This is a genomic window from Burkholderia sp. DN3021 (genome assembly GCF_049805555.1).
GTDB classification, from domain to species: Bacteria; Pseudomonadota; Gammaproteobacteria; order Burkholderiales; family Burkholderiaceae; genus Burkholderia; species Burkholderia pyrrocinia_C.
On sequence record NZ_JBNCAB010000033.1, the window covers coordinates 41,593 to 64,886 of the forward strand.

19 protein-coding genes are annotated in these 23,294 nt (G+C 68.5%); 7 read left to right on the top strand and 12 right to left on the bottom strand.

The features are described 5' to 3' along the window. Positions 1 to 49 precede the first annotated feature (49 nt). The 3 genes from ACPUER_RS17890 to ACPUER_RS17900 all read right to left on the bottom strand — a co-directional run bounded on the left by ACPUER_RS17890 (position 50) and on the right by ACPUER_RS17900 (position 3,965). Entirely contained in the window at positions 50 to 1,975 is a 1,926-nt protein-coding gene (locus tag ACPUER_RS17890) for an SMP-30/gluconolaconase/LRE-like region family protein (protein ID WP_425131732.1), read from the bottom strand. A gap of 474 nt (positions 1,976 to 2,449) precedes the next feature. After that, positions 2,450 to 2,671, bottom strand: a complete 222-nt coding sequence (locus ACPUER_RS17895; RefSeq protein WP_175962116.1) for a hypothetical protein — start codon at positions 2,669 to 2,671, stop codon at positions 2,450 to 2,452. A 100-nt stretch (positions 2,672 to 2,771) separates the two neighbouring features. Then, positions 2,772 to 3,965: a porin gene (locus tag ACPUER_RS17900; RefSeq protein WP_425131733.1), complete on the bottom strand. Its 1,194-nt coding sequence runs from the start codon at positions 3,963 to 3,965 to the stop codon at positions 2,772 to 2,774. A 303-nt stretch (positions 3,966 to 4,268) separates the two neighbouring features. Here ACPUER_RS17900 and ACPUER_RS17905 point away from each other — a divergent pair, with 303 nt between their 5' ends. The 3 genes from ACPUER_RS17905 (at position 4,269) to ACPUER_RS17915 (ending at position 6,273) form a co-directional block, all read left to right on the top strand. Beyond that, positions 4,269 to 4,901 carry a LysE family translocator gene (locus tag ACPUER_RS17905; RefSeq protein ID WP_425131734.1) on the top strand — a complete coding sequence of 211 codons (633 nt, stop codon included), beginning with the start codon at positions 4,269 to 4,271 and terminating at the stop codon, positions 4,899 to 4,901. Positions 4,902 to 4,913: 12 nt separating this feature from the next. Further along, on the top strand, positions 4,914 to 5,450 hold the full coding sequence (locus ACPUER_RS17910; protein WP_425131735.1) for a GNAT family N-acetyltransferase: 537 nt from the start codon (positions 4,914 to 4,916) through the stop codon (positions 5,448 to 5,450). 88 nt (positions 5,451 to 5,538) lie between these two features. After that, positions 5,539 to 6,273, top strand: a complete 735-nt coding sequence (locus tag ACPUER_RS17915; protein ID WP_425131736.1) for a metallophosphoesterase family protein — start codon at positions 5,539 to 5,541, stop codon at positions 6,271 to 6,273. Positions 6,274 to 6,291: 18 nt separating this feature from the next. Here the strand turns inward: ACPUER_RS17915 and ACPUER_RS17920 are convergent, their stop codons facing one another. Both ACPUER_RS17920 and ACPUER_RS17925 read right to left on the bottom strand, forming a co-directional pair. Further along, positions 6,292 to 7,614 (bottom strand): ATP-binding protein, encoded by a 1,323-nt coding sequence (locus tag ACPUER_RS17920; protein WP_310143457.1) that lies wholly within the window; start codon positions 7,612 to 7,614, stop codon positions 6,292 to 6,294. Further along, positions 7,611 to 8,351, bottom strand: a complete 741-nt coding sequence (locus ACPUER_RS17925; protein ID WP_111018914.1) for a response regulator — start codon at positions 8,349 to 8,351, stop codon at positions 7,611 to 7,613. Before ACPUER_RS17925 ends, ACPUER_RS17920 begins: the two co-directional genes overlap by 4 nt. Positions 8,352 to 8,583: 232 nt before the next feature. Between ACPUER_RS17925 and ACPUER_RS17930 the strand changes: the two genes are divergently transcribed. Beyond that, positions 8,584 to 9,165 carry a thioredoxin family protein gene (locus ACPUER_RS17930; protein WP_175962110.1) on the top strand — a complete coding sequence of 194 codons (582 nt, stop codon included), beginning with the start codon at positions 8,584 to 8,586 and terminating at the stop codon, positions 9,163 to 9,165. Positions 9,166 to 9,215: 50 nt separating this feature from the next. On the opposite strand, the gene ACPUER_RS17935 is transcribed toward ACPUER_RS17930, so the two are convergent. Continuing rightward, positions 9,216 to 9,854: an FMN-binding negative transcriptional regulator gene (locus ACPUER_RS17935; RefSeq protein ID WP_425131737.1), complete on the bottom strand. Its 639-nt coding sequence runs from the start codon at positions 9,852 to 9,854 to the stop codon at positions 9,216 to 9,218. A 123-nt stretch (positions 9,855 to 9,977) separates the two neighbouring features. Between ACPUER_RS17935 and ACPUER_RS17940 the strand changes: the two genes are divergently transcribed. Then, on the top strand, positions 9,978 to 11,513 hold the full coding sequence (locus ACPUER_RS17940; RefSeq protein ID WP_425131738.1) for a PLP-dependent aminotransferase family protein: 1,536 nt from the start codon (positions 9,978 to 9,980) through the stop codon (positions 11,511 to 11,513). Positions 11,514 to 11,610: 97 nt separating this feature from the next. After that, positions 11,611 to 13,836 carry a penicillin-binding protein 1A gene (locus tag ACPUER_RS17945; RefSeq protein ID WP_425131739.1) on the top strand — a complete coding sequence of 742 codons (2,226 nt, stop codon included), beginning with the start codon at positions 11,611 to 11,613 and terminating at the stop codon, positions 13,834 to 13,836. A 36-nt stretch (positions 13,837 to 13,872) separates the two neighbouring features. Here the strand turns inward: ACPUER_RS17945 and add are convergent, their stop codons facing one another. Both add and ACPUER_RS17955 read right to left on the bottom strand, forming a co-directional pair. Beyond that, on the bottom strand, positions 13,873 to 14,973 hold the full coding sequence (add, locus tag ACPUER_RS17950; RefSeq protein ID WP_425131740.1) for an adenosine deaminase: 1,101 nt from the start codon (positions 14,971 to 14,973) through the stop codon (positions 13,873 to 13,875). A 46-nt stretch (positions 14,974 to 15,019) separates the two neighbouring features. After that, a complete protein-coding gene (locus ACPUER_RS17955; RefSeq protein WP_425131741.1) occupies positions 15,020 to 16,369 on the bottom strand; it encodes an NCS2 family permease in 1,350 nt (449 codons plus the stop codon). 94 nt (positions 16,370 to 16,463) lie between these two features. On the opposite strand from ACPUER_RS17955, the gene ACPUER_RS17960 reads away from it, so the two are divergent. After that, positions 16,464 to 17,375: a LysR family transcriptional regulator gene (locus tag ACPUER_RS17960; protein ID WP_425131742.1), complete on the top strand. Its 912-nt coding sequence runs from the start codon at positions 16,464 to 16,466 to the stop codon at positions 17,373 to 17,375. A 27-nt stretch (positions 17,376 to 17,402) separates the two neighbouring features. Here ACPUER_RS17960 and ACPUER_RS17965 read toward each other — a convergent pair whose 3' ends face one another. The 4 genes from ACPUER_RS17965 to ACPUER_RS17980 all read right to left on the bottom strand — a co-directional run bounded on the left by ACPUER_RS17965 (position 17,403) and on the right by ACPUER_RS17980 (position 22,882). Beyond that, positions 17,403 to 18,455, bottom strand: coding sequence for a nucleoside hydrolase (locus ACPUER_RS17965; RefSeq protein WP_175962103.1), 1,053 nt, complete (start codon positions 18,453 to 18,455; stop codon positions 17,403 to 17,405). A gap of 8 nt (positions 18,456 to 18,463) precedes the next feature. Beyond that, complete coding sequence (locus ACPUER_RS17970; protein ID WP_425131743.1) at positions 18,464 to 19,576, bottom strand: porin; 1,113 nt, start codon at positions 19,574 to 19,576, stop codon at positions 18,464 to 18,466. 161 nt (positions 19,577 to 19,737) lie between these two features. Then, the gene (locus ACPUER_RS17975) at positions 19,738 to 21,075 is read right to left on the bottom strand and encodes a hypothetical protein (RefSeq protein ID WP_425131744.1); all 1,338 of its coding nucleotides are present in this window, start codon (positions 21,073 to 21,075) and stop codon (positions 19,738 to 19,740) included. 388 nt (positions 21,076 to 21,463) lie between these two features. Then, the gene (locus ACPUER_RS17980) at positions 21,464 to 22,882 is read right to left on the bottom strand and encodes an MFS transporter (RefSeq protein ID WP_175962100.1); all 1,419 of its coding nucleotides are present in this window, start codon (positions 22,880 to 22,882) and stop codon (positions 21,464 to 21,466) included. Positions 22,883 to 23,294: the final 412 nt, after the last annotated feature.

A 23,294-nucleotide genomic window follows, 5' to 3' on the forward strand; every position in this document is an offset into this window, starting at 1 on the left:
CTGCTGGCCGGCCGCGCGCCCGGTACGCCATGACGCCCCGCCGGCGCGATCACGGACGCCAGCGATACACGACGATGCTCGACCCGTTGTAGTTGTCCTTGGTAATCACGTACTCGCCGGTCGAGCGCAGATACGCACGCACGCCGTACATCGAGTCGACGTCGTTGCCGACGTCCATCGCCGACGTGTTCGAATTCGTCAGCGTGGTGACGAGCGCACCGGTGTTCAGGTCGAACACGTCGATGTTCGGCACCGTGTGCACGTAGCCGACGAACAGGTAGTGGCCGGCCGCCGCGATCGATTTCGGATTCGCGCTCGTCAGGTTGATCACCGGGTTCGGCGCGCTCGTGTTGCCGTTCTTCCAGCCGTGATAGACCTCGATGTGCCCGTTCATCGCGGTCCAGTCCCAATTGCCCGCGAGGCCCTGTGCGAGGATCATCGTGTCGCTGTCCGCCTGGTAGATGATTCGCGTGACAGGCGACACGGTGCTCGGCACGGGCGTCGTCGTCGGCTTGCCCCAGGATGGCTTGCCGGTCGCGTCGAAGCCCGTCATCGGGTAGCGGGAAATCGCGTTGGATCCGTCCAGCCCTGCCCACACGTCGCCGTTGTCGTCGATCGCGAAACCGGCCGTCACCTGCAGCGTCGTGTTGAACGGCTTGCCGGGCAGCGAGCCGGCCGGAATCGCGATATAGCCGCTCGCCGTGTTGAAGTAATAGAAGTTGAAGTTGCCCGGGTTCTGGCCCGACGCGACGAGAATCCGTTTGCCGCCGACCATCACGAGCTGGCCGAAGTGCTGGCCGCGCTGATAGTCTTTCATGTCGAGGCGCGGGTCCTTCGGATAGGTGAACGGGTCGACCGTGTTCGCGACGAACGTGCCGCCCGCCGAACCCGTGTACACGTTGTTGCCGCTGTAGAAGAACGCGCCGTCCGTCACCGGATCGGGCGCGGCGACCCCCTCGAAGTTCAGCGCCTGCAGCTTCCATTGCAGCGCGCCCGTCGGGCTGTACGAATGCAGGTCGGTGCTGCCGTTGCGGCCGAGATCCCAGCCGCCGCCCCATGCGTTGTTCAGCACGTACAGGTTGCCGGCCGAATCCTTGCCGAGCGCGGCGACGCGCGTGAAGCGCTTGTCGCCGACCTGCCCCTTGATGCCCGTCGTCGTGTCGAGATAACCGCCCTGCACGCCGAACGTGCCGACCTGGACCGGCAGGCCGAGGAGCCCGCTGTAGACCTTGATGTTCATGTCGGGCCCTTCGTCGCCCACCATCAGCTGGCCCATCGACGCATCGAAGTACAGCGACGCCGGCCGCGCGCCGGCCGCCATCTGGATCGTGTTCATCGCCGTGCCGGTCGCGCTGAACTGCGCGACGACGCCCGCGCTCTTGCGCGCGACCCACAGGTTGCCGGCGGCGTCGAGCGCCAGCGCGCCCGGCCCCGATACGCCGATGTCGCGCTGCCAGACGCCGTCCGTCGTATAGACGCGCACGCGGTTGCCGTAGAAGTCGCTCACGTACAGCAGGTTGCCGGCCGTCGCGAGGCCCGTGATCACGTCCGCGTACTGGACGCCCGTCCACACACTGACCGGGATGCGCAGGTCGCGCTGGTTCGTGCCGCGGTTGTAGCGGCCCACCGAGCCGCTGCCGAACGTGCGGTTGTAGCCGAGCGCGACGAACAGCGACGACGAATTGCCGGTGATCGCGCCGCCCTGGAATTCGTCGTGGATGCCGATCGTGCCGAGCGGCTGGCCGTTCTGGTAGATCGCGACGCCGCCCGCGTTCTCGTCCCAGCGCGACGCCGTGTAGATCACGCCCTCGGGCGCGACCCACATCGAGCGCGCGCCGTTGCCCACGTGCGCGGCCAGCGTACCGAACGTGTTCGCGAGCCAGTCAGTCGAGTATTGCGCCTGCGCGTGACTCGCGGGCGCCAGCACGGCCATGCACATTCCCAGCAATGCCGCGCGAATTTGTTTCATTGACATGAATAATGCTCCCGGACGATCGTGTGTCGACACTGTAAATTGCGACGCATGAAATCTTGGTGATTCAGGCAAAAGCGCATTCGCCGTCATCCCGAATTATTCACCGCGTGCTTTATGCCGTCCGGCGCTTTTTCGTCAATGATGGTCAAACCCGCTCGCCACACCGCAACGGCCCGCCGGCAGCGCGATTTCGGCGCTTTTCCCCGGCATTTTCTTCCGGGTCGCTCAATGCGAATGCGTCATTTTTTCTGACATGCCCGCATTGCCTTTTCATTCCGCCGGAAAGAGGCTCGATGATTACAAATCGAAATTAAAATGAAAGAGAAAAAATATTATCCGACGCAATCGGCATTTCGCAAACTGGCGCATCGGGCGTGCCGCGAACGCGGCGGGCGGAAGAAAGGAAGGAAAGCTGAAGAAGGATGCGGCGGAACAAGCCGCGCGCCGACCGTGCCGGCACGCGGTCGCGATCGTTCAGTTCGCGTTGTCGAGCGTCGGGCCGTCCCAACCGTCGAGGTATTTCGGCAGCGCATCGACGACGTCGATCACGCGCTGCCGGTAGAACAGATGCATCGTCGGCTGCAGGTCGCCCGGCAGTTGCCCGCCGTGCGCACGCGCGGTCAGGCTGTTCGGCTCGCCGCGCAGCGTGACGGTGACGGCACCGCACAGGCAGCGCGCGGATTGCGTTCGGGTCATGTCGTCTCCTCGAAGAAAGGAGGCGACAGTACAGGAGCAGGCGTGCAACGTCGCCCGCACCGGCTGCGAACGACGTTGCGGCCGCAACGACCGCTGCGCGTCAGAACTTCTGGCGCAGCCCGAGGCTGACGATCGCCTGCGACCGCGAGTCCGACGAATGGCCGTTCGCCTTGTCGGACACCGACGCGGTCGCGGCCACCGGCCGGCCGAGCACGTCGAGCGTCATGCCCGACGCATGCTGGTACGCGCCGAGCAGGTACACGCTGGTGCGCTTCGACAGGTCGTAGACGGCACCGAGCGTGACGTTGTGATACTGCGCGCGGTCGTCGACGCCATCGACATCGCTGCCGCGCGTGTAGCTGTAGCCGGCGAACAGCTGCGTCTGCGGCCGCACGTTCCAGCGCGTGAACACGCCCGCGACGTTGAACGTCGCGTGGCCGGCGAACAGCGAACGGTCGCCGCTGCGGTATTGCACGTTGCTATAGTTCACGCCGACGACGGCCGGGCCGAAGTCGTACGTCGCGCCCGTCGCGACGACCTGCTGCGACTGCGCGCTCGCATGGCCTTCGTTGATCGACGAGTTGAACAGGCCGTCGTCGGTGCTCTGCCACTTGCCCGTCGTCGGGTCGGTCGCGCCCGTCTTGCTGTTGTCCGAGCGCTCGTAGCCGACGCCGACACGCAGCGGGCCCGCCGCGTATGCCGCGCCGACGCTCCACGTGTTGCGCTGCTTCATGCTGCCCGGCTGGCCGCCGAAACCGTACAGCGCGCCGAACGTGAAGCCCGCGTAGTTGGCGCTCGTGTACTTGATCGAGCTGTCGACGCGCGCGGTCTGGTCGAGATCGTCGATGTCGCCCGGGTGCGCGCCGAACCCGCCGATGAACGACGACGGGCCGACCGGGCTCACGAAGTCGTCGAGCGACGTGTCCTGGCGGCCGAGCGTGACCGAGCCGTAGCGGTCGCTGCCAATGCCGACGAACGCCTGCCGGCCGAACTGGCGGCCGCCCTGGCCCGACGTGCCGTTGGCGATGTCGAAGCCGTTCTCGAGGACGAACAGCGCGCGCATCCCGCCGCCGAGATCCTCGAACCCCTTGATGCCCCAGCGGCTGCCGGACAGGTTGCCGGTCGTGAGCCCGACGCTCGAATGCCCGGCGTATGCGCCCGCCGAGCCGACCCGTTCGTTGCTGCGATAGGTCACGCCCGCGTCGACGATGCCGTACAGCGTGACGGAGCTTTGTGCGAAAACGCTGCCCGCGAGCGAGAGCAGCAGCGGTGCTGCGATCAGTTGCTTGTTCATGGCTTTGTGTCTCCGGGCGGTGAACCCGTTGTTCTGGCTTGATGTTGCGAGTGGCGCGCGGGCGGCGAGATCCGCCGGCAGTGCGAGGCCGGCGGCGTCCGCGCGCGGCGTCGCGGCGGGCAGGCCCGCTGCGGCCGCCATGGTAGATGGAACCGGTCCCGGACTAAAGCGCAATAGTGAAAACAGTTTCTTGCCAGAATCGAGATAGTCGAAAGCGCGACGGGCCGCACGGCTGCCGTGCCTGTACAGCGCGGGTGCGCGCCCCCGATAATCGAACGCACGCCTTCCATCGGGAGTTCCTTCATGAATGAAACGACCCTGCTGATCTTCGCCGCCGTCGCGTTCGTCGGCATCGCGACACCCGGCCCGACCGTGCTGCTCGCGCTGACCAACGGCTCGCGCTACGGCGTGCGCCGCGCCGCGTACGGTTTCGCCGGCGCGATGCTGTCCGACTTCGTGCTGATCGTCGCGGTCGCGCTCGGCCTCGGTGCGCTGCTGATGGCGTCGGCGTTCTGGTTCTCGGTGGTGAAGTGGCTCGGCGCGGCGTACCTCGCGTATGTCGGCATCCGGCTGCTGACGTCGAAGGGTTCGCTTGACGTCGCCGCCGCGCATCGCGGCGCGGCGCCCGGGCGCAACGCGTCGATCTTCGCGAAGAGCTTCCTGACCGCGGTGACGAACCCGAAGGGCTATCTGTTCTTCTCCGCGTTCCTGCCGCAATTCCTCGATCCGTCCGCGCCGCTCGCGCCGCAATACGTCGCGCTCTCGGTCACGTTCGCGCTGCTCGACGGCGCGGTGATGTTCGGCTATGCGCTGCTCGGCGCACGCGCGGTGCGGCTGCTGAAGCGCTCGGGCGCGCTGTGGCTCGAACGCACATGCGGCGCGATGCTGCTCGCGCTCGCCGGTTCGCTGGCGCTGTACCGGCGCCATGCCGCGTAGGGGCGGGTTCCGATGAGAGTCGACGCACCGCCCCACTCCGGCTTTCCGGGCCTGTCGCTCAGGCAGCTCGAACGCGCGGATCTCGACGCGTGGTACGCGCACCTGTCGAACCCCGACGTGATCCGCCACACGAGCTGGAACCTGCGCTCGCGCGACGATCTGCTGCCGCTGTTCGACAACATCGAATCGGCCGGCCCCGATTCGATCCGGCGTCTTGCGATCGTCGACACCGCATCGGGCGCGCTCGCCGGGACGATCGGGCTGCATACGGTGTCCACCGCGAACCGCTCGGCGGAAATCGCGTACGACCTTGCGCCGGCGCACTGGGGGCGCGGAATCGCGAGTGCAGTGTGCGAAGCCGTCACCGCGTGGGCATTCGCCGACGGCGGTTTCATGCGCGTCCAGGGCGTCGTGCTGACCAGCAACGCCGGCTCCGCGCGCGTGCTGCAGAAGTGCGGCTACCGCTACGAAGGGCTGCTGCGCGCGTACCGGATAGTGCGCGGCACGCCGGGCGATTTCGCGATGTACGCGCGGCTCGCGACCGACTGACGCGCCGCACCGGGCTACACCGCGGGCGCGATTGGACAGCCCGCGCCGAATTGACGACAATCGCCGTTCCCTGCCTCGACGGTCCGCCATGAAAATCGCCGCGCTCTCCGACATCCACGGCAATCTCGCCGCGCTCGACGCTGTGCTCGACGACGTCCGCCGCCGCGGCGCCGACGTGATCGTCAATCTCGGCGACATCGTGTCGGGCGCGCTCCATCCGGCCGAAACGGCCGACCGCCTGATCGCGCTCGACCTGCCGACCGTCAAGGGCAATCACGAACGGCAACTGCTCGCCGGCGATCGCGAGTCGATGGGGCTGTCGGATCGCTGGGCGCGCGACACGCTGCGCGCCGACCATCTCGACTGGATCGCCGCGCTGCCCGAACGCGTGACGCTCGACGACGACGTGCTGATGGTGCACGGCACGCCGGCCAGCGACCTCGTCTATTTCCTCGAAACGGTCACGCCCGACGGCTGCCGCGCGGCCACGCCCGACGAGATCGCGCAGCGCGCGGGCGACACGCCGGCGTCGCTGATCCTGTGCGGCCACACGCATGTGCCACGCACCGCAAAGCTCGCCGACGGCCGGCTGATCGTCAACCCGGGCAGCGTCGGGCTGCAGGCGTACACGGACGACCTGCCGCATCCGCACCGGATCGAAACCGGCTCGCCGCATGCGCGCTATGCGATGGTGTCGCGCACGCCGGCCGGCTGGAGCGTCGAATTCCATGCGGTCGAATACGACTGGCACACGGCCGCCGCCACCGCGGCAGCGCGCGGGCGCGACGACTGGGCCGTCGCGCTGCGCACCGGCCGGTGCTGACGCACCCGCGCCGCGCCGTTATCCCGCATTCCTCAGCGTCAGCCTCGCCTCCAGCCCGCCGCCGTCCGGCCGGTTGTTCAGCGTGAGCGTGCCGCCCATCGCGAGCGCCAGTTGCCGTGCGATCGCAAGACCGAGCCCCGTGCCGCCCGTCTCGCGGTTGCGCGACGTCTCCACGCGCCGGAACGGCTCGAACACCGCGTCGAGCTGATCGTCCGGAATGCCGGGCCCGCGGTCGAGCACGGCGATGACCGCGCCGCCATCCGGCGCGGCGTGCACGTCGATCTCGGCCGCGCCCGCGAACTTCAGCGCGTTGTCGACGAGGTTGCCGACGATGCGGCGCAGCGCCTTCGGCCGCGTGACGAGCGCGAGCGGCGCGCGGCTGTGCAGCGCGACGTCCTGCCCCGCATCCGTGTAGTCGCACACGATGCTGTCGAGCAGCGCATCGAGATCGATGCGGCGCGCGGCTTCCTCGGTGCCGTGCAGCGTCCGCGCATACGCGACGCCCTCCTTCACCAGATGCTCCATCTCGAGCAGGTCCTGGCGCAGCTTCGTGCCCTGCACGTCGTCGTCCATCACGTCGACGCGCAGCCGCATCCGCGTGATCGGCGTCTGCAGGTCGTGCGAGATCGACGCGAGGATCTGCATGCGTTCGGCCATGTACTGCGCGATGCGATCCTGCATCGCGTTGAACGCACGCGCGGCGCGTGCGACCTCGGACGGCCCGTCTTCGTTCAGGCGTTCGCCCTTCAGGTCGGGGCCGAGCGCGTCGGCGGCCTGCGCGAGCTGCTTGAGCGGACGCGTCGCGAGCCGCACCGCGAGCCAGCAGCACGCGGCCAGCACCGCGAGCTGCAGCACGAGCACGACCGGCAGCCAGCCCGACAGCGGCACCGTCGACATCGGATGAATGTCGATCGTCAGCGGCGACCCGTCGGTCAGCCGCAGGTGCACCTGCAGATGTTCGCGGTCGCCGGGGATTGCGTTCGCGGTCAGCGGGTAGTCGCCGCCGATGCCGTCGGAAATCGACCGCTCGACGCGCGCCGACAGCCGCGCTTCCGGCGGGGTGCCCGTTTCGCCGGGCCCGAGGATGAACGTATAGCTGCGCCGCGCGAGGCGCGGCAGCCACGCGGCGCGCTCGGCGGGCGGCAGGTGATCGAGCAGCGCGACCGTGCTCGCGACCTCGCGCTCGATGTAGCCCATCATCAGGTTGGTGGTCGCCTGGTCGCGCTCGGTCACCGTGAGCCAGAACGACAGCGTCTGCGCGAGCGCGAGGCCCACGCACAGGATCAGCGCGAGCCGCGCGAACAGCGAGCGCGGCCAGTGCCACAGCGTGCGCGCGCTCATGACGTACCGTCGACGGCGGTCACGGCCGACGAGAACACGTAGCCCTCGTTGCGCAGCGTCTTGATGTAGCGCGGTTCGCGCGCGCCGTCGCGCAGCCGCTGGCGCAGCCGGCTCACGAGCAGGTCGATCGACCGGTCAAACGGGTCGGACTGCCGCCCCTGCGTGAGGTTGAGCAGCTGGTCGCGCGTCAGCACGCGCTGCGGATGGTCGAGGAACACGCGCAGCAGCCGGTATTCGGCGCCGCTCAGCGCGACCAGCGTGCCTTCGGCGTCGAGCAGGTGGCGCCCCGTCGTGTCGAGCCGCCATTCGCCGAACGCGAGCAGCTCGGCCGTTTCCGTCACCTGCATGCCGGGCGGCAGCATGCGCGCGCGGCGCAGCACCGAGCGAATCCGTGCGAGCAGCTCGCGCACCGCGAACGGCTTGGCCAGGTAGTCGTCGGCGCCCATCTCGAGGCCGATGATGCGGTCGGTTTCCTCGCCGCGCGCGGTCAGCATCAGCACGGGCACCGTGCGGAACTTGCCGGCGCGCAGGTCGCGGCACAGCGTGAGGCCGTCCTCGCCCGGCAGCATCAGGTCGAGCACGATCAGGTCGGGCGCGCCGTCGTCCAGCGCGTTGCGCATCTCGCGGCCGTTCGCGGCCAGCGACACGCGCATGCCGTTCTTCTCCAGGTAGCCCGCGATCAGTTCGCGGATCGCGCGATCGTCGTCGACGATCAGCACGTGGTCGATCTTGTCCATGAGTCGGTGTCGCTGTCGGTGTCGGGTGGTTCGGGCTGGCGATGTCCGCATTTATACCGCACGGCGGACACGCGTTTGTATCCCAATGTATCGCGCGGCCGCGACGACACACAACATTGCACACGCGCGGCTCGCCGGACACATCGCAGATACGTCGGCGCAGCCTAATGGGGCCTGTCGAAACCCGTCCGGCCGCCGCTCCGAGCGGCGGCCTCCCGATCAGGAGAACGCCATGCTGCCCCGCCTCAAGACCGCCGCCCTCGTCATCGCCCTCGCCGCCACGGCCGGGCTCGCCGCCTTCGCCGGCACCCGCGCCGACGCGGGCATGACGACCTCGCTGGCCGGCACGCCGGCACCCGATTTCACCGGCATCGACCGCTGGCACAACAGCGCGCCGCTCAAGCTCGACCAGCTGCGCGGCAAGGTCGTGCTGGTCGATTTCTGGACGTACTCGTGCATCAACTGCATTCATACGATTCCGTACGTAAACGACTGGTACCGGAAGTATCGCGACCAGGGGCTCGTCGTGGTCGGCGTGCATACGCCCGAATATCCGTTCGAGCGCGACGCGGGCAACGTCGCCGATGCGATCAAGCGCTTCGGCATCCGGTATCCGGTCGCGCAGGACAACCGCTACGACACGTGGCGCGCGTACGGCAACCAGTACTGGCCCGCGCTGTACCTGATCGATGCGAACGGCAAGGTCGTCTATACGCGTTATGGCGAAGGCGGGTACGACAAGACCGAGGCGGCGATTCGCGCTGCGCTCGCGCAGGCGGGAGAAGGGATGGCGGGAACGACGCGCACGCAGTAACCGGGCCGGCGCACGGGCACGGCACCCGCCCTCGCGCGTGCGTCATGCGCTCACTTGCGCTTCGCGTCGGCCGCCGCCAGCATCGCTTCGCCGATCGCGAGCTTCCCATCGGCGATCAGCGCGTCGCCGGCGCCGCGAATATCCTCGACCGCCTTGTTCTGCCCGAGCTTGCGCTTGCCGACGAACCGCGTGATCTCGATCTGCAGCCCGACGATCGCCTGCAGCATCGTGTCGAGATAATCGGCCGGCGCGTCGCCCATCTTCCACGGCACCGGCTGCGACGCCTCGTGCGTGCGCGTCAGCCGCGCGACCACGCCGCGCACGAACTTTTCGTCGTCGCGCACCGTGATGCGGCCGTGCGCATGCACGACCACGTAGTTCCAGGTCGGCACCTGCCGGTGCGCAACGTGCTTGCTCGGGTACCAGTTCGGCGAGATGTACGCGTCGCCGGCGCGGAAGATCACGAGCACCTCGTCGCCGTTCGCGACGTCCTGCCAGACCGGATTCGCGCGCGCCACGTGCGCGTGCAGCTCGCCGAGCCCGCCGTCGCCGGGCAGCAGCTCGAACGGGAGGTGGTTCGCGTCGAGCCCGTGCTTCCCGTGCGTGATCAGACTGCCGAACGGATGCTGCACGATCAGCTCGCGCAGCGCATCGGGGTTGGGCTCGTTGAAATCGGCGGGGACGTACATGTCGGCTCCACGGTCGTGCGGCGGTTGAAATGGCTCGGGCGCGGGCCCGTCTTGCGCAGATTGTTACCCCAAACTGGTTTATGCTGTAGAGCCGGTTTGGAACATTTTCAGCAGACCAGAATCGTGGCAAGAACGGCCCGGAACGTCGAAATCCCGTCGCTCGGCGCGCTCGATCGCGCGGCCGGCGACCTGAGTCGCCAGCTCGCGCAGGCGCTGCGCGACGCCGTGCGCCGCGGCGACGTCCGTCCGGGCGATGCGCTGCCGTCCACGCGGCTGCTGGCGGCCGCGCTGCAAGTCGCGCGCGGCACCGTCGTCGACGCGTATGCGCAGCTGGTCGCCGAAGGCTTCCTCGAATCGCGCGGCGGCGCGGGCACGCGAGTCGCGCACGCGCTCGCCGAGCCGCCGCCCGTCGACGAACCCGAACCGCCCGCCAAACGCAGGCGCCCGGCCCACGCCGGGCTGCCGGAGCCGGCCGCAACCTTCGCACGGATCGCCCGCGAATTCCGTCCGCTGCCGGCGCTGCCGTTCGCGATCTCGGTACCGGTCGGCCTCACCGCGCCCGACGACATCTGGCGCCGGCTCGGCAACCGCCTGCGCGCACGCGGCGCCGGCGCGCCGTCCGGCTATGCCGATCCGCAAGGCGCGCTGCCGCTGCGCGAGGCGATCGCCGACTACGTGCGCCGGTCGCGCTCGGTGCACTGCACGGCCGACCAGGTCGTGATCACGAGCGGCACGCAGCAGGGGCTGCATCTCGCGAGCCAGGTGCTGCTCGGCGCGAACGACCAGGCGTGGGTCGAGAATCCGGCCTATCGCGGCATCACCGCGCTGCTCGAAAGCACCGGGCGGCGCGACGCGATGGTCCGCGTGCCGGTCGATGCCGACGGCATCGACGTCGACGCGGGCATCCGCCTGGCACCGCATGCGCGTGCCGCATTCGTCACGCCGTCGCACCAGTACCCGCTCGGCATGCCGCTGAGCATGGCGCGGCGCAACGCGCTGCTTGCATGGGCACGCGCACGGCGCGCGTGGGTGGTCGAGGACGACTACGACAGCGAACTACGCTACGAAGGCTATCCGTTCCCGTCGCTGCAGGGGCTCGCGCCCGACCGCGTGATCTATCTCGGCACGTTCAGCAAGATCCTGTTTCCGTCGCTGCGGCTTGGCTACGTGATCGCCCCCGACGATCTCGTGCCCGCGTTCTGCGGCGCGCGCGTGCTGATGGATCGCCATGCGCCGACGGCAGACCAGCACGTGCTGGCCGCGTTCATCGCGGAAGGCCATCTCGACCGCCACATCCGCCGCGTGCGCGGCGTGTACGCGGAGCAGCGCGCGCTGCTGATCGACACGCTCGGCGCGCGGCTGCCGCGCGAACGCGCATGGGTGCAGCCGGGCGACCAAGGGATGCACGTCGTGCTGTGGCTCGCCGAAGGGATCGACGATCTCGACGTGGTCGCGCGCGCCGCGCAGGCCGGCGTCGCGGTGCGCGCGGTGTCGCCGATGTTCGCGCCGGGCACGGCCAGGCCGGGGCTCGTGCTCGGCTTCGGCGGCTTCGGCCGCGCGCAGATGGAGGCGGCCGCGCAGCGGCTCGCGGACGTGGTTTCGTCGGGAGAATCACGGCCGGTCGCGCCGCAAAAGGTTGTCCGCGGGCAACAAACGTAATCGTCTGTAACTCCTGCAAGCAAAAGGCCGTTTCGGCCGCCGGCACGCGTGCGCCATTTGCTAGGATCGCGCCTCTTCCGTCCACGCCCCTGCCGCCGTGAATCGCTTCGTGCCGTTTCTTCGAGACGCGTGGCTCCGTTGCCGCGCCCGTGTCGCACCGCTCGCCGCCGCCTGCCGTGCGCGCACCCGCGTGCTGTGCGCAGGCGCCTTGCATCGCCTGCGTCATCCGACGCGGCGCGGCGTGGCGCTGACGCTCGCCGCGATACCGGCGCTGGGCCTGCTGGTCCTGCTTGCGTTCGTCCCGTTCACGCCGAGCATCGGCGACATCCGCAAGGCGCGCATCGACCGCCCCGCGCGCGTGCTGTCCGCCGACGGCGAGCTGATCGCCGAGTTCCGGCCCGTCAACCGCGAATGGGTGCCGCTCAAGCAGATCTCGCCGCACATGGTCGACGCGCTGATCGCGACCGAGGATCACCGCTTCTACGCGCATCACGGCATCGACTGGCGCCGCACGATCGCGGCCGGGCTGCATACGTTCTCGGGCGCGCGCCAGGGCGGCTCGACGATCACGCAGCAGCTCGCGCGCAACCTGTATCCGGACGAAGTCGGCCGCTCGCTGACGCTCACGCGCAAGGTGAAGGAGCTGATCACCGCGTTCAAGATCGAGACGGTGTACAGCAAGGACGAGATCCTCGAAACCTACCTGAATACCGTGCCGTTCCTGTATAACGCGTTCGGCGTCGAAATGGCCGCGCGCACCTACTTCGGCAAATCGGCGAACCAGCTCGACATCGCCGAAAGCGCGACGCTCGTCAGGATGCTGAAGGGCAACAGCTATTACAACCCGGTGCTGAATCCGGAACGCGCGGTACAGCGGCGCAACATCGTGCTCGACCGGATGGCGACGATGGGCATGCTGTCGCCGCGGCAGCTCGCGAAATTGCAGCGCCAGCCGCTGCGCGTCGACTTCGAGCCGCAGACGGCGCAGCCCGGCCTCGCGCCGCACTTCGCGGTGCAGCTTCGCAAGTGGCTGATCGCGTGGGCCGACCGCAACAACTACGACCTCTACTCGGACGGCCTCGTCGTGCGTACGACGCTCGATGCGCGGCTGCAGGACATGGCTACGCAGGCGCTGACGCAGCAGACCGAGCGGCTGCAGGCGATTGCCGACAACGCATGGCGCGGCCCGTCCGGCTGCGGGCTGCGCAACGACCTGTTCCGCGGCTTCATCCGCCAGACACCCGACTATCGCAGCGCCCGCGACGCGGGGCTCGCCGATGCGGCGGCGCTGAAGCAGCTCGGCGCGAATCGCGGGTTCATGCATGCGCTGTGCGAACGCAAGACGCAGGTACAGGCCGGCTTCGTCGCGATCGATCCGCGCAACGGTGCGATCAGGGCATGGGTCGGCAGCCCCGATTTCGGCAGCGAGCCGTTCGATCACGTCGCGCAGGCGCGGCGCCAGCCGGGCTCGACGTTCAAGCCGTTCGTCTATGGCGCCGCGTTCGCGGACGGCATGCAGCCGGGCGATACGTTCATCGACCGCCCGGTCGCGATCCCGATCGACGGCCGCGCGGTCTGGCGCCCGACCGACGAGGAGCCGCCGACCGGCGAGCCGATGACGCTGCGCGACGCGCTCGCGCTGTCGCGCAATCGCATCACCGCGCAGGTGATGCAGCAGGAAGGCGCCGCGAAGGTCGCGCAGCTCGCGCGCGCGATGGGCGTGCGCGACAGTCCGCTCGACGCGGTGCCGTCGCTCGCGCTTGGCACGAGCCCCGTCACGCTGAAGGAGATGGTGTCCGCATACGGCACGATCGCGAACCGCGGCGTGTACGTCGCGCCGCAGACGATCACGCGCATCGAGGATCGCGACGGCAAGGTGCTCGCCGCATTCGGCAGCGCACCGCCCGAACGCGCGTTGCCGGCGCCTGCCGCGCAGACGCTCGTCGACGTGATGCGCGATGTCGTCGACCGCGGCACCGGCGCCGACATCCGCTCGCGCTACGGGATTCGCGTGGATGTCGCCGGCAAAACGGGCACGACGCAGGACAACACGGACGGCTGGTTCATCCTGATGCATCCGCAACTGGTGGCCGGCGCATGGGTCGGCTTCGACGACGGCAGCGTGACGCTTCGCAGCGACTACTGGGGCGCGGGCGCGCACAGCGCGCTGCCGATCGTCGGCAGTTTCTACGATGCGGCGCTGCGCGCGCGTGCGATCGATCCGCGTGCGCAGTTCTCGCCCGACTTCCGGCCGCGCAGCGCGCCGGCGCCGAGGCGGCGCCCGCATCCCGGCCTGTTCGACTGGCTGAAGTTGTTCCGCTGAGCGCGCCGTCGGCGGAACATATACATACAACTGCGCTTAGCCCGCCGCGAGCGTGGCCGCCAGCGCATCGAACTCCGGCGCCCACGCCGCACGCCACGCGGCCTTCGTCGCGTCGTCCACCCACGCGCCGTCGATCCCGTTCAGCATGAACTGCTTCAGCTCGGCAACGGTGAAGCCGAAATGGCTGAACATCAGCTCCCACGCCTCGCTTGGATCGACCTTGTGCAGCGTCGGATCGTCGGTGTTCGGATGGATCTTCAGCCCGAGGCCCGGCATCTTGCGCATCGGATGCCGTTCCGCCCACTGCTCCGGCGGCAGCGTGCGCAGATAGTACGAATTCGTCGGCACGACGGTGAAGACGATCCCGCGTTCCGCATAGCGCGCGCACAGCTCGGGGTTGTCGACGATCGTATAGCCGTGATCGACGCGGTCGACCTGCAGCAGGTCGACGGCCGTCTCGACGTTGCGCCACGGCATCCCGAACTCGCCCGCATGCGCGGTCGTGCGGAAACCGGCCGCGCGCGCGTTGCGGTACGCCTTCCAGAACAGTTCCGGCGGCCGGTCGTTCTCGCGATAGTCGATCCCGAGCCCCGCCACTTCGTCCGCGCGATTCGCCTTCATCCATTCGACGATCGCTACCGCCTCGTCGGGATCCTGCTCGCGGTCGATGCTCGGGATCAGGCGTGCGCCGATCCCGAAATCGCGCGCGGCATCGCGGATCGCCGTCACGATCGCGGCCTGCGCGTCCGCATACGCGATGCCCGATACGCGCACAGTGCCGGTCGGATTCCAGAAGAATTCCGCATGCCGCACGTTGTGTGCGGCCGCATCCTCCAGATACTCGTATGCAATCCTTCGCAGATCGTCAGGCTGCGCGAGCAGATACTTGTCGAGCGCGCGCAGCACGTGCAGCACGCCGACCGGCTTGTCGCCGCGCGCATAGAACGCGTCGATCTCCGCGCGCTCGATCGGCGCGCCGCTGCGTTCCGCGAGCGCGACGAACGTGTCATGCCGCACCGCGCCGAGCAGGTGACAATGCAGCTCGACCTTCGGCAGCGCGTGGAAGAAGGCCCGATGGGCCGGCGTGATCTCGATGCCCGTGCGCGCGGCCGGGACGTTGCCTGGTGTTCCCTTCATGTCAGTCTCTTTTGGGGTAATGCCGATACGTCGCGAAAGCCGTCTCTCAGTGCGGCTTCACGACGGTCCAGAAGTAATAACCGAGCGGAATCGCGAGCACGACGAGCCCCCACGACACGTCGCGCCAGCGGCCGGCCAGCAGCTTGACGAGCACGTAGCACAGCAGCCCGCCCGCGATGCCGGTGCCGAAGCTGTTCGACATCAGCGTGAGCAGCACCATCGACATCACGGGCAGCGCATCGGTGAAGTCGTCGAAATGCGTATGGCGGATCGTCGCGAACATCGACAGCCCGATCAGGATCAGCGCGGGCGCGGTTGCCTCCTTCGGGATCGCGAGCGCGACCGGCACGAACAGCAGCATCGCGGCGAACAGCACGGCCGCGGCCAGCGACGACAGCCCGCTGCGGCCGCCGGCCTCGACGCCCGCCGCCGATTCGATCAGCGCGGTCAGCGCGGGGATGCCGAACACGGGCCCGATCGTCGCGGCGAGCGAATCGACGAGGAACGGCCGGTTGATGTCCGGCAGGTTGCCGTGTTCGTCGAGCAGGTTCGCCTTCGCGCCGACCGCGAGCGCGGTGCCGAGCGTCGAGAAGAATTCCGCCGCGAAGAACGCGAACAGATACGGCGCGGCCGCCAGGCTCAACGCGCTGCCGATATCGAGCTTGAACGCGATCGGCGCGATGCTGTGCGGCAGCGACACGAACGACGCGGGCAGGTGCGTGACGCCGAGCGGCACGCCGGCCGCAGCCGCGGCGAGGATCGCGATCAGGATCGCGCCGGGCACCTTGCGCGCCTGCAGCACGACCGCAACCGCGAGGCCGACCAGCGCGACGAGCGCGCCCGGTCGCGAGAAGTCGCCGAGCGCGAACGCGTTGGTCTTCGCGTTCGCGACGACCATCCCCGCATTGCGCAGCCCGAGCATCGTCACGAACAGCCCGATCGACGCGCCGAGCCCGAGCTTGATCTGCACCGGAATCAGCCGCACCACGACGCCGCGCGCGCCGAGGATCGTCAGCAGGAAGAACAGCACGCCCGACACGCACGCGATGCCGAGGCCCGTCTGCCAGCCGACGTGCTCCGTCGTCGCGAGCGTCACGCCGACGATCACCGAGCCGCCGATGCCGGGGCCGACGAGGAACGGCAGGTTCGCGTAGAGCCCCATCAGCGTGGTGAACAGCACGAACACGACGATCGTCGCGGTCGTCGCCGCGCCGCGCTCCATGCCGCCCGTCGCGAGCAGCGACGGGATCACGACGAGCAGGTACGCGGCCGCGAGAAACGACGTGATACCCGCGATCGTCTCGGTGCGCACGCTCTTGCCGCGCGCGGCGAGCGCGAAGCGGCGTTCAAGCCAGTTGGCCGGCGCTCGCGCCGGCATCGTGTCAGTCGCTGACATGGTGGTTCTCCCGTGATTCCGAATATTGTCCTGTGCCGATTCATGCAGCGCGGTCTTATACTGCCGCGTACCGCATCCCGACCGTTATTGCCCGATGTCGTCCGACCGCTCGTCGCTGCTGCCCGCGCTCACGCTGCGGCAGGTCCAGCACTTCGTCGTGCTCGCCCATGCACGCAGCTTCACGCAGGCCGCGCAGGCGCTGTCGCTCACGCAGCCCGCGCTCACCGCGTCGATCCGCCAGATCGAGTTCCTGCTCGGCGGGCGCCTGTTCGCGCGTTCCGCGCACCGGCTCACGCTGACGTCCGCAGGCGTTGCCGTGCTGCCGCTCGCCGAACGCCTGCTCAACCAGGCGCGCGGCACCTTCGACGACATGACGCGGCTCATCGGCGAACGCATCCAGACCGTGCGGATCGCGTTCATCCCGTCGGTCGCAGGCCGCCTGCTGCCCGCGCTCAATACACTGCGCGGCACGCATCCGACGCTGCGCTTCACGCTCACCGACCTGCCGAACAGCGCACTCGGCGAAGCCGTGCGCGACGGCGTCGCCGATCTCGGCATCGGCGTGCTCGAACCGGACAGCGACGACGGCACGCTGCGCTACCGGCAACTGTTCGAGGACGAGATCGTGATCGTCGTGCGGCACGACGATCCGCTCGCCCGCGCGAAGAGCATCACGTGGGCGAAGCTCGTCGATCGCGAGCTGGCCGTGTTCGTGCGCGGCAGCGTCAGCGAATCGCTGCACCGCACCGGCGGCGCCGAGAAGCTGCGCCTGAACGTCACGTACCGGATGGAATACACCGAGCCGCTCTACGCGCTCGCACGCAACGGCCTCGCGACCGCGGTGCTGCCCAGCCTCTACACGATGCATCTGCACGATCCCGAACTCGTCGCGCTGCGCGTCGACAAACCGCGCGTCACGCGCGCGATCTCGCTGATCTCGCTCGCCGCCGACGATCGCGGCCCGCACGTGCGCGCGTGCCGCGAGTGGATTGCGAAGCACATCTGATTCCGTTCGCCGCGCGACGTCACGCGCTCAGGGCAGCTTCGCGATGCGCTCGACGAGCGCCGCGTAGAAGCGGTCCGCGTCGACCTCGTTGATCCACGTCGCGTTCGCCGCGCGGCCGCTGCGCCCGTTCCAGTCGACGATCGTCTCGCCGAGCGTCCACTGCCCGGTCGTCTCGATCGCGACATTCACCTTGCGTCCGTTGAACATCGTCGGATCGACGAGATAGCCGACCGCGGTCGGGTCGTACATCGGCCCGTCGTCGACACCGCGCCGCTTCTTGTTGTACGCGAGCTCGGCGGTCATGATGTCCGCGACGATCGCGCCGCAGCGGTTGCCGAGCGCACGGAACGGCGCGACGCGCGCAGGCGTGATCGGCGCCTTCACCGCGACGTCGCGCGGCAGCACGACGATCGGCACGCCGCTGCCGAACACCACTTCCGCCGCCTGCGGATCGACGTAGATGTTGAACTCGGCGGCCGGCGTGATGTTGCCGCGCTCGAAGAACGCGCCGCCCATCAGCACGATTTCGCGCAGCGCGCCGCGAATCTGCGGCGCTTCGACCAGCGCGGTCGCGATGTTCGTCAGCGGGCCGAGCCCGCACAGCGTCACGCTGTTGGGCGCCGCGCGGCTCAGCGTATCGACGAGGTACGACACCGCGTGACCGGTCGCGAGCGGCGCGCGCGGCTCGTGCAGTTCGACGCCTTCGAGCCCCGTCTTGCCGTGCACGTTCGCGGCCGTCACGAGCTCGCGCACGAGCGGGCGCGGGCAGCCCGCGTAGACGGGCAGCGTCTTCGTGCGTCCGGCCCAGTCGCGGATGATTCGCGCATTGCGTTCTGTCAGGTCGAGCGGCACGTTGCCCGCGACGGCGGTCAGCGCGCGCACGTCGAGCCGATCCTGCGCGCCGAGCGCGAACAGGATCGCGATGGCGTCGTCCTGCCCCGGGTCGGTATCGATGATCACCGTGCGGCGCGCGGCGTCGCCGCCGGCGGCGAACGCACCGGTTTCGGGCAGCAGCGCGGTGCCGGCCAGCGCGGCGGACAGTTTCAGGAAGGTGCGGCGCGATGCGATCGGATGGGTCATGGTCGGATTCAGAAAACGTGCCGGACGCCGAGCGTCGCCATCATCTGGCGCGTGCCGGTCGAGCGCGCGTACGCGAAGATCTGCGCATGGTCCGCGTCGCCGGCCGCCTGCTGCGCGATCACCGTCAGCGCGACGTCGGTGCGTTTCGACAGGAAGTAGTCGGCCTGCAGGTTCACCTGGTGCCACTTCGAACGCTTGTCGATCACGTCGTACCTGCCGTTCGTGAACGCATACGCGGCGCCGAGAAAGAGCTGCGGCGTCATCGTGTAGACGATGTTCACGCCGAGGTTCTGCAGGTGCAGGTGCGAATTGTCGAGGTAATCGTAGCGCACGTCGGTAAACATCGCCGCGAACTGCGCGCGGCCGATCGTGTAGAAGCCGCCCGTGCCCGCGATCCGCTGCCGGCTCGCGTACGCCGCCGGCGTCATCGCGCTTTTGCTGAAGATCAGCAGCGGCGACGCATAGTCGTTCGCGATCGCGCCGTCCTGGTTCGTGCTGCTGTACGGATGGTTGTACTGCGCGTAGACCGCGCTCCAGCGCAGCGGGCCGCGCTCGTAGCCGAGCCCGAAGCTGTATGCGCTGTTGTTCGCGAAGCCCGTCGCGTTGCTGAAGCCGTACAGCGCGGTGAATTTCAGGCCGTAGTAGACGGGGCTCACGTACTTCACCGAGTTCTGCACGCGGATGTCGTTGTAGCCGTTGTCGTTGTCGCCGATGTTCACGCCGTTGCTCGCGATGATCACGGGCCCGATGTAGTCGTGGATCGCGTCGTACTGGCGGCCGCACGTCAGCGAGCCGTACGTGCGGTCGGCAAGGCCGACGTAGGCCATGCGCCCGAACTCGCGGCCGTTTTGCGCGGCCGTGCCCGTCATCACGTTGAAGCCGTTCTCGAGCTGGAAGATCGCGGACAGCCCCTGCCCGAGATCCTCCTTGCCCTTCAGCCCCCAACGCGGGTTCTGGTTCGTGCCGGACAGCGCCTGCCAGGCGTTCTTGCCGCCCTGGTTCGTCGCGAACCCGACGCCGGCCGAGATCAGACCGTACAGCGTGATGCTGCTTTGCGCACCGGCATGGGTCGCGAAGGCGCCGAGCATCGCGAGCGGAGCGAGCTTGTAGAGAGTTTTCATGCGGGTCGTGTGATCGGTGGTGGTCCAGGCGCGGCAGGGTTCCGCGAAACTGGCCTCGACTATACGAACCCGGATCGGATAATAAAAGTTTGCTTTTCTTATGTATCAATAAAACGGATTTATTCTCATCGTCACATCTCCCGCGCCCGCCGGAGCAGCTGTCAATCGGCGGTATCGCCGCCCTTCGGCAGCTTCGACCACGCGTTGCGCCCCGGCAGCGGCGACCACGCCGGGCGCGTCTTGCGTGCGCTGTCGATCACGACCAGGTAGCGGCCCGCGATCGGCGTGATGTCGCGATCGCGCCGCAGCACCCACAGCGACTTGCCGGCCTCGACGCGCGCCTGGTAGTCGTCGTCGAGCAGGCCGTGCCGGTCGAAGAACAGGTTCAGCGACGCGGGAATCCGCACGCATCCCTTCGAGTGCCGGATGCCGAGCAGCGGTTCGAGGCGGTCGGGGTCGGTCGCATGCATCTGGAAGCGCATCGGCGACACGCCGCCCTTGCCCCAGCCGCGCTCGCCGTCCTCCCATCCGAAGTCGTAGATGCGCATGTCGCGGCGGCCGTAGCCGCGAATGCCGTTGTCGTTCGTCGTGCCTTCCGCACGGAAATCCATGTTGTCGGGCGAGTGATGGAACACGCCGAGCGGCGTCACGAAATGATCGTACTTGCCCGGCAGCCCGGTGCCGACCGGCGATGCGCCGATCATCAGCCACGCATTGGCCGGCGTCGCGCGGAAGTAAATGAAAAGCGCCTGCACGTTCGGCGCGCGATCGACCATCGCGACGTATTCGCCGGCCAGGTCGCCGAGGTCCGCATCGGCGAGCGCCTTCTGGAGCCGCTCGCCGTATGCGCGCTGCTCGCTGATGGGTACGTTCAGGCGCCGCGTGACTTCCTGCGCGAAGCGTTTGCGCAGGTCGATCGCGCGTGCCGTCGCGTTTTTCGCCTCGTCGGCCGACAGCGGCGGATGCCGGCGCGGCGGGGTCGGCACGGGCGGCTCGGCCTCGCTGGCCGGTACGGCGGATGCGGCCGACGCAGGTTCGGCGGTGGACGCAGCGGAAGCCGCCGACGCAGGCGCTGCGGCGGACGCGGCGGAAGCCGCCGATGCGCCCGATGCCGCGCTGGCAGGCTCCGCATGATGCACATGCGATGCCGCAGTCGCGGGCTGCGCGGACGACGCACTCGACGACGCATGCGCGGACGAAGCCGGATGCGCATGGGAAGCCGCCGACGCCGGCGACGCAACCGATGAGGATGACGTAGCAGCGGACGACGGGGCGCCGGATGCCACAAAGGCAGGCCGCCAGGCAAGAACGGCAATCGGCAGCGCGGCAGCGAGCCACACATACGCGGCAACTACGCGGGTACGGCAACGCGGCTTCGCAAATCGCCGCGTCAGGCTGGAAAGCATCATACGTTCGAAGCCATCGGCCGATCCGGCCGCCGCATGCTGCTGTTGCGAGCGGCGCATCTTCCGCACGAGCCATCGACACGTCCGGCACATCGTGTGCGCCCGGCGCCGACGCCTCTTCGCGGTGGAGCCGTTCGCTGATGCACCGCGTGCGGTCCGATGGCGGCTAATGAGTCGTCAGGCCCTTCATTCTACGCGCCAGCGCAGGAATCGGCAGCGGCGAAAGTCGCAGTTTCGCGGCGAATTTTCGCTTCGTCACGCTTTGTTTCAACTCGTTGCCGCTTGCGGCTTCGTCGCGTGGCAACCTTATAAGTCGGACGTTTCAAAGCATGCGCCCGGCAGGTTGGTGCGTTCCGCCCGCAACGATGTTTTCCACCAAACAAATTCGCACGCCAAATCATTTTGGCGTGCAGTCTCGCCCGAGAAAACCGCATCGCACGCATGCCGCACGAACCATGCGACACGCGTGCGCAACCACCGGCTACTTCGAAATGGTTTCGAGCGCGATGCCCTTCGTGCGCGGCCCCATGAGTCCGATCGCGGTCATCACGATCGCCATCGCGCCCGCAATGAACGCGAACACGCCGAAGGTGCCGAAGCCTTTCAGCACGGCCGCGATCACGAACGACGAGAAGATCGCCGAGAAGCGGCTCCACGAATAGACGAAACCGACGGCCCGTGCGCGGATCGACGTCGGGAACAACTCGGCCTGATACGCGTGGAAGCTGTACGACATGATGTTGCTCGCGAGCGTGAGGCCGATGCCGAGCACGATCAGGAATGCGCCCACCGTCGTCTGGCTGAACAGCAGCCCGCAGACGACGATCGCCGCCGCCATCGCGACGATCACCGATTTACGCTCGAAGCGGTCGGCGATCACGAGGCCGATCAGCGGGCCGATCGGCGCCGCGAGCGCGATCACGCTCGAATACATCAGGCTCGACGTGATCGTGATGCCCTGCTTGATCAGCAGCGTCGGCACCCAGTTCGCGAAGCCGTAGAAGCCGACCGTCTGGAACACGTTGAAGATCGTCATCATGATCGTGCGGCTGCGATACGGCGGCACCCACATGTCGCGGAAGCTGCCGCGCGGCGGCACGGGCTCGGCCGGCGCGGGCGGCGGCAGCGGCCGCCCGTATTCGGCTTCGACCTTCGCCTCGAGCGCGCGCATGATGCGGTCGGCTTCGTCGACCCGGCCCTGCTGCGCGAGCCAGCGCGGGCTTTCCGGCAGTTCGCGGCGAATCCACCAGACGAAGAGCGCGCCGTGCGCGCCGATCAGCACGACCCAGCGCCAGCCGTCGAGGCCGAACGGCGCATGCGGCACGAGCAGATACGCGAGGAACGCGACCACCGGCACCGCGACGAACCCGACCGCCTGCTCGCACGCGAATGCGCGGCCGCGGATCTGCTTCGGCACGAGTTCGGAGATGTACGTGCCGATCGTCACCATCTCGACGCCGAGCCCGAGACCGACGACGAAGCGCCAGAAGTTCAGCCCGGCCGCGGTGTCCTGGAACGCCATCACGACGTTGGCGGCCGTGTACCACAGCAGCGACCACGTGAAGATCGCACGGCGGCCGAAGCGGTCGGCGAGGAAGCCGCACGCGATCGTGCCGATGAACAGCCCGGAGAACAGTGCGGCGATGAAGCTCGCGACGCCGGTGGTGCCGAACAAGCCGTGCGTCGTCGCCGAAAGAATGCCGCTTTTCACGAGGCCGGGCGCGACGTAGCCGCTGTACAGCAGATCGTAGAGTTCGAAGAAGAAGCCGAGGCTCAGCAGTACGACGAGTTTCCAGACGCTGCGGGTCGGCGGCAGGCGGTCCAGGCGGGCCGAGATGGCGCCGGGGTCGATGGATGGGGATTGGGAAGATGCCTGCGAAAGGCTGTCCGTTGAGGCCATCTTGGGCGCGTCTCCTGATCGTGTCGTGTTGTGTGTTGTTGTCCGGCGACCGTCGAGCCGCCGTCGGGCGAATCGCTGCATTGTACCGGCACACCCGTCCTGCGGTCCGGCCGCGCTGCGTGCACCGAGCCGATTCGGACACCCCGATTTCGCGCCGGACAATGTGTAAATTGCGTAACCGTCTGTCGGGTACGGAAAACGCGTCGGAACGACGATCCGGCGCCGCCCGCGCCGCGTCCGGGCGGCGGCGGCCCGACGGTACGGGCCTGCCGCGCCGTTTCGCGCGCGCGCACACCGCCGGGATCGCCGAAAACGGGGTACGCAATCGGTACAACCACGCGTTCCGCGCCCCGGTAACATGCTACCGGGCCAACTACCGGCTTCCGGGCGCCTTTCGGCGACTGGCATTGTC

Bases quoted from the DNA above. Each gene is read 5' to 3' on its own strand.
- ACPUER_RS17890 (WP_425131732.1), bottom strand. From the start codon at position 1,975: ATGTCAATGAAACAAATTCGCGCGGCATTGCTGGGAATGTGCATGGCC.
- ACPUER_RS17895 (WP_175962116.1), bottom strand. From the start codon at position 2,671: ATGACCCGAACGCAATCCGCGCGCTGCCTGTGCGGTGCCGTCACCGTC.
- ACPUER_RS17900 (WP_425131733.1), bottom strand. From the start codon at position 3,965: ATGAACAAGCAACTGATCGCAGCACCGCTGCTGCTCTCGCTCGCGGGC.
- ACPUER_RS17905 (WP_425131734.1), top strand. From the start codon at position 4,269: ATGAATGAAACGACCCTGCTGATCTTCGCCGCCGTCGCGTTCGTCGGC.
- ACPUER_RS17910 (WP_425131735.1), top strand. From the start codon at position 4,914: ATGAGAGTCGACGCACCGCCCCACTCCGGCTTTCCGGGCCTGTCGCTC.
- ACPUER_RS17915 (WP_425131736.1), top strand. From the start codon at position 5,539: ATGAAAATCGCCGCGCTCTCCGACATCCACGGCAATCTCGCCGCGCTC.
- ACPUER_RS17920 (WP_310143457.1), bottom strand. From the start codon at position 7,614: ATGAGCGCGCGCACGCTGTGGCACTGGCCGCGCTCGCTGTTCGCGCGG.
- ACPUER_RS17925 (WP_111018914.1), bottom strand. From the start codon at position 8,351: ATGGACAAGATCGACCACGTGCTGATCGTCGACGACGATCGCGCGATC.
- ACPUER_RS17930 (WP_175962110.1), top strand. From the start codon at position 8,584: ATGCTGCCCCGCCTCAAGACCGCCGCCCTCGTCATCGCCCTCGCCGCC.
- ACPUER_RS17935 (WP_425131737.1), bottom strand. From the start codon at position 9,854: ATGTACGTCCCCGCCGATTTCAACGAGCCCAACCCCGATGCGCTGCGC.
- add (WP_425131740.1), bottom strand. From the start codon at position 14,973: ATGAAGGGAACACCAGGCAACGTCCCGGCCGCGCGCACGGGCATCGAG.
- ACPUER_RS17955 (WP_425131741.1), bottom strand. From the start codon at position 16,369: ATGTCAGCGACTGACACGATGCCGGCGCGAGCGCCGGCCAACTGGCTT.
- ACPUER_RS17960 (WP_425131742.1), top strand. From the start codon at position 16,464: ATGTCGTCCGACCGCTCGTCGCTGCTGCCCGCGCTCACGCTGCGGCAG.
- ACPUER_RS17965 (WP_175962103.1), bottom strand. From the start codon at position 18,455: ATGACCCATCCGATCGCATCGCGCCGCACCTTCCTGAAACTGTCCGCC.
- ACPUER_RS17970 (WP_425131743.1), bottom strand. From the start codon at position 19,576: ATGAAAACTCTCTACAAGCTCGCTCCGCTCGCGATGCTCGGCGCCTTC.
- ACPUER_RS17975 (WP_425131744.1), bottom strand. From the start codon at position 21,075: ATGTGCCGGACGTGTCGATGGCTCGTGCGGAAGATGCGCCGCTCGCAA.
- ACPUER_RS17980 (WP_175962100.1), bottom strand. From the start codon at position 22,882: ATGGCCTCAACGGACAGCCTTTCGCAGGCATCTTCCCAATCCCCATCC.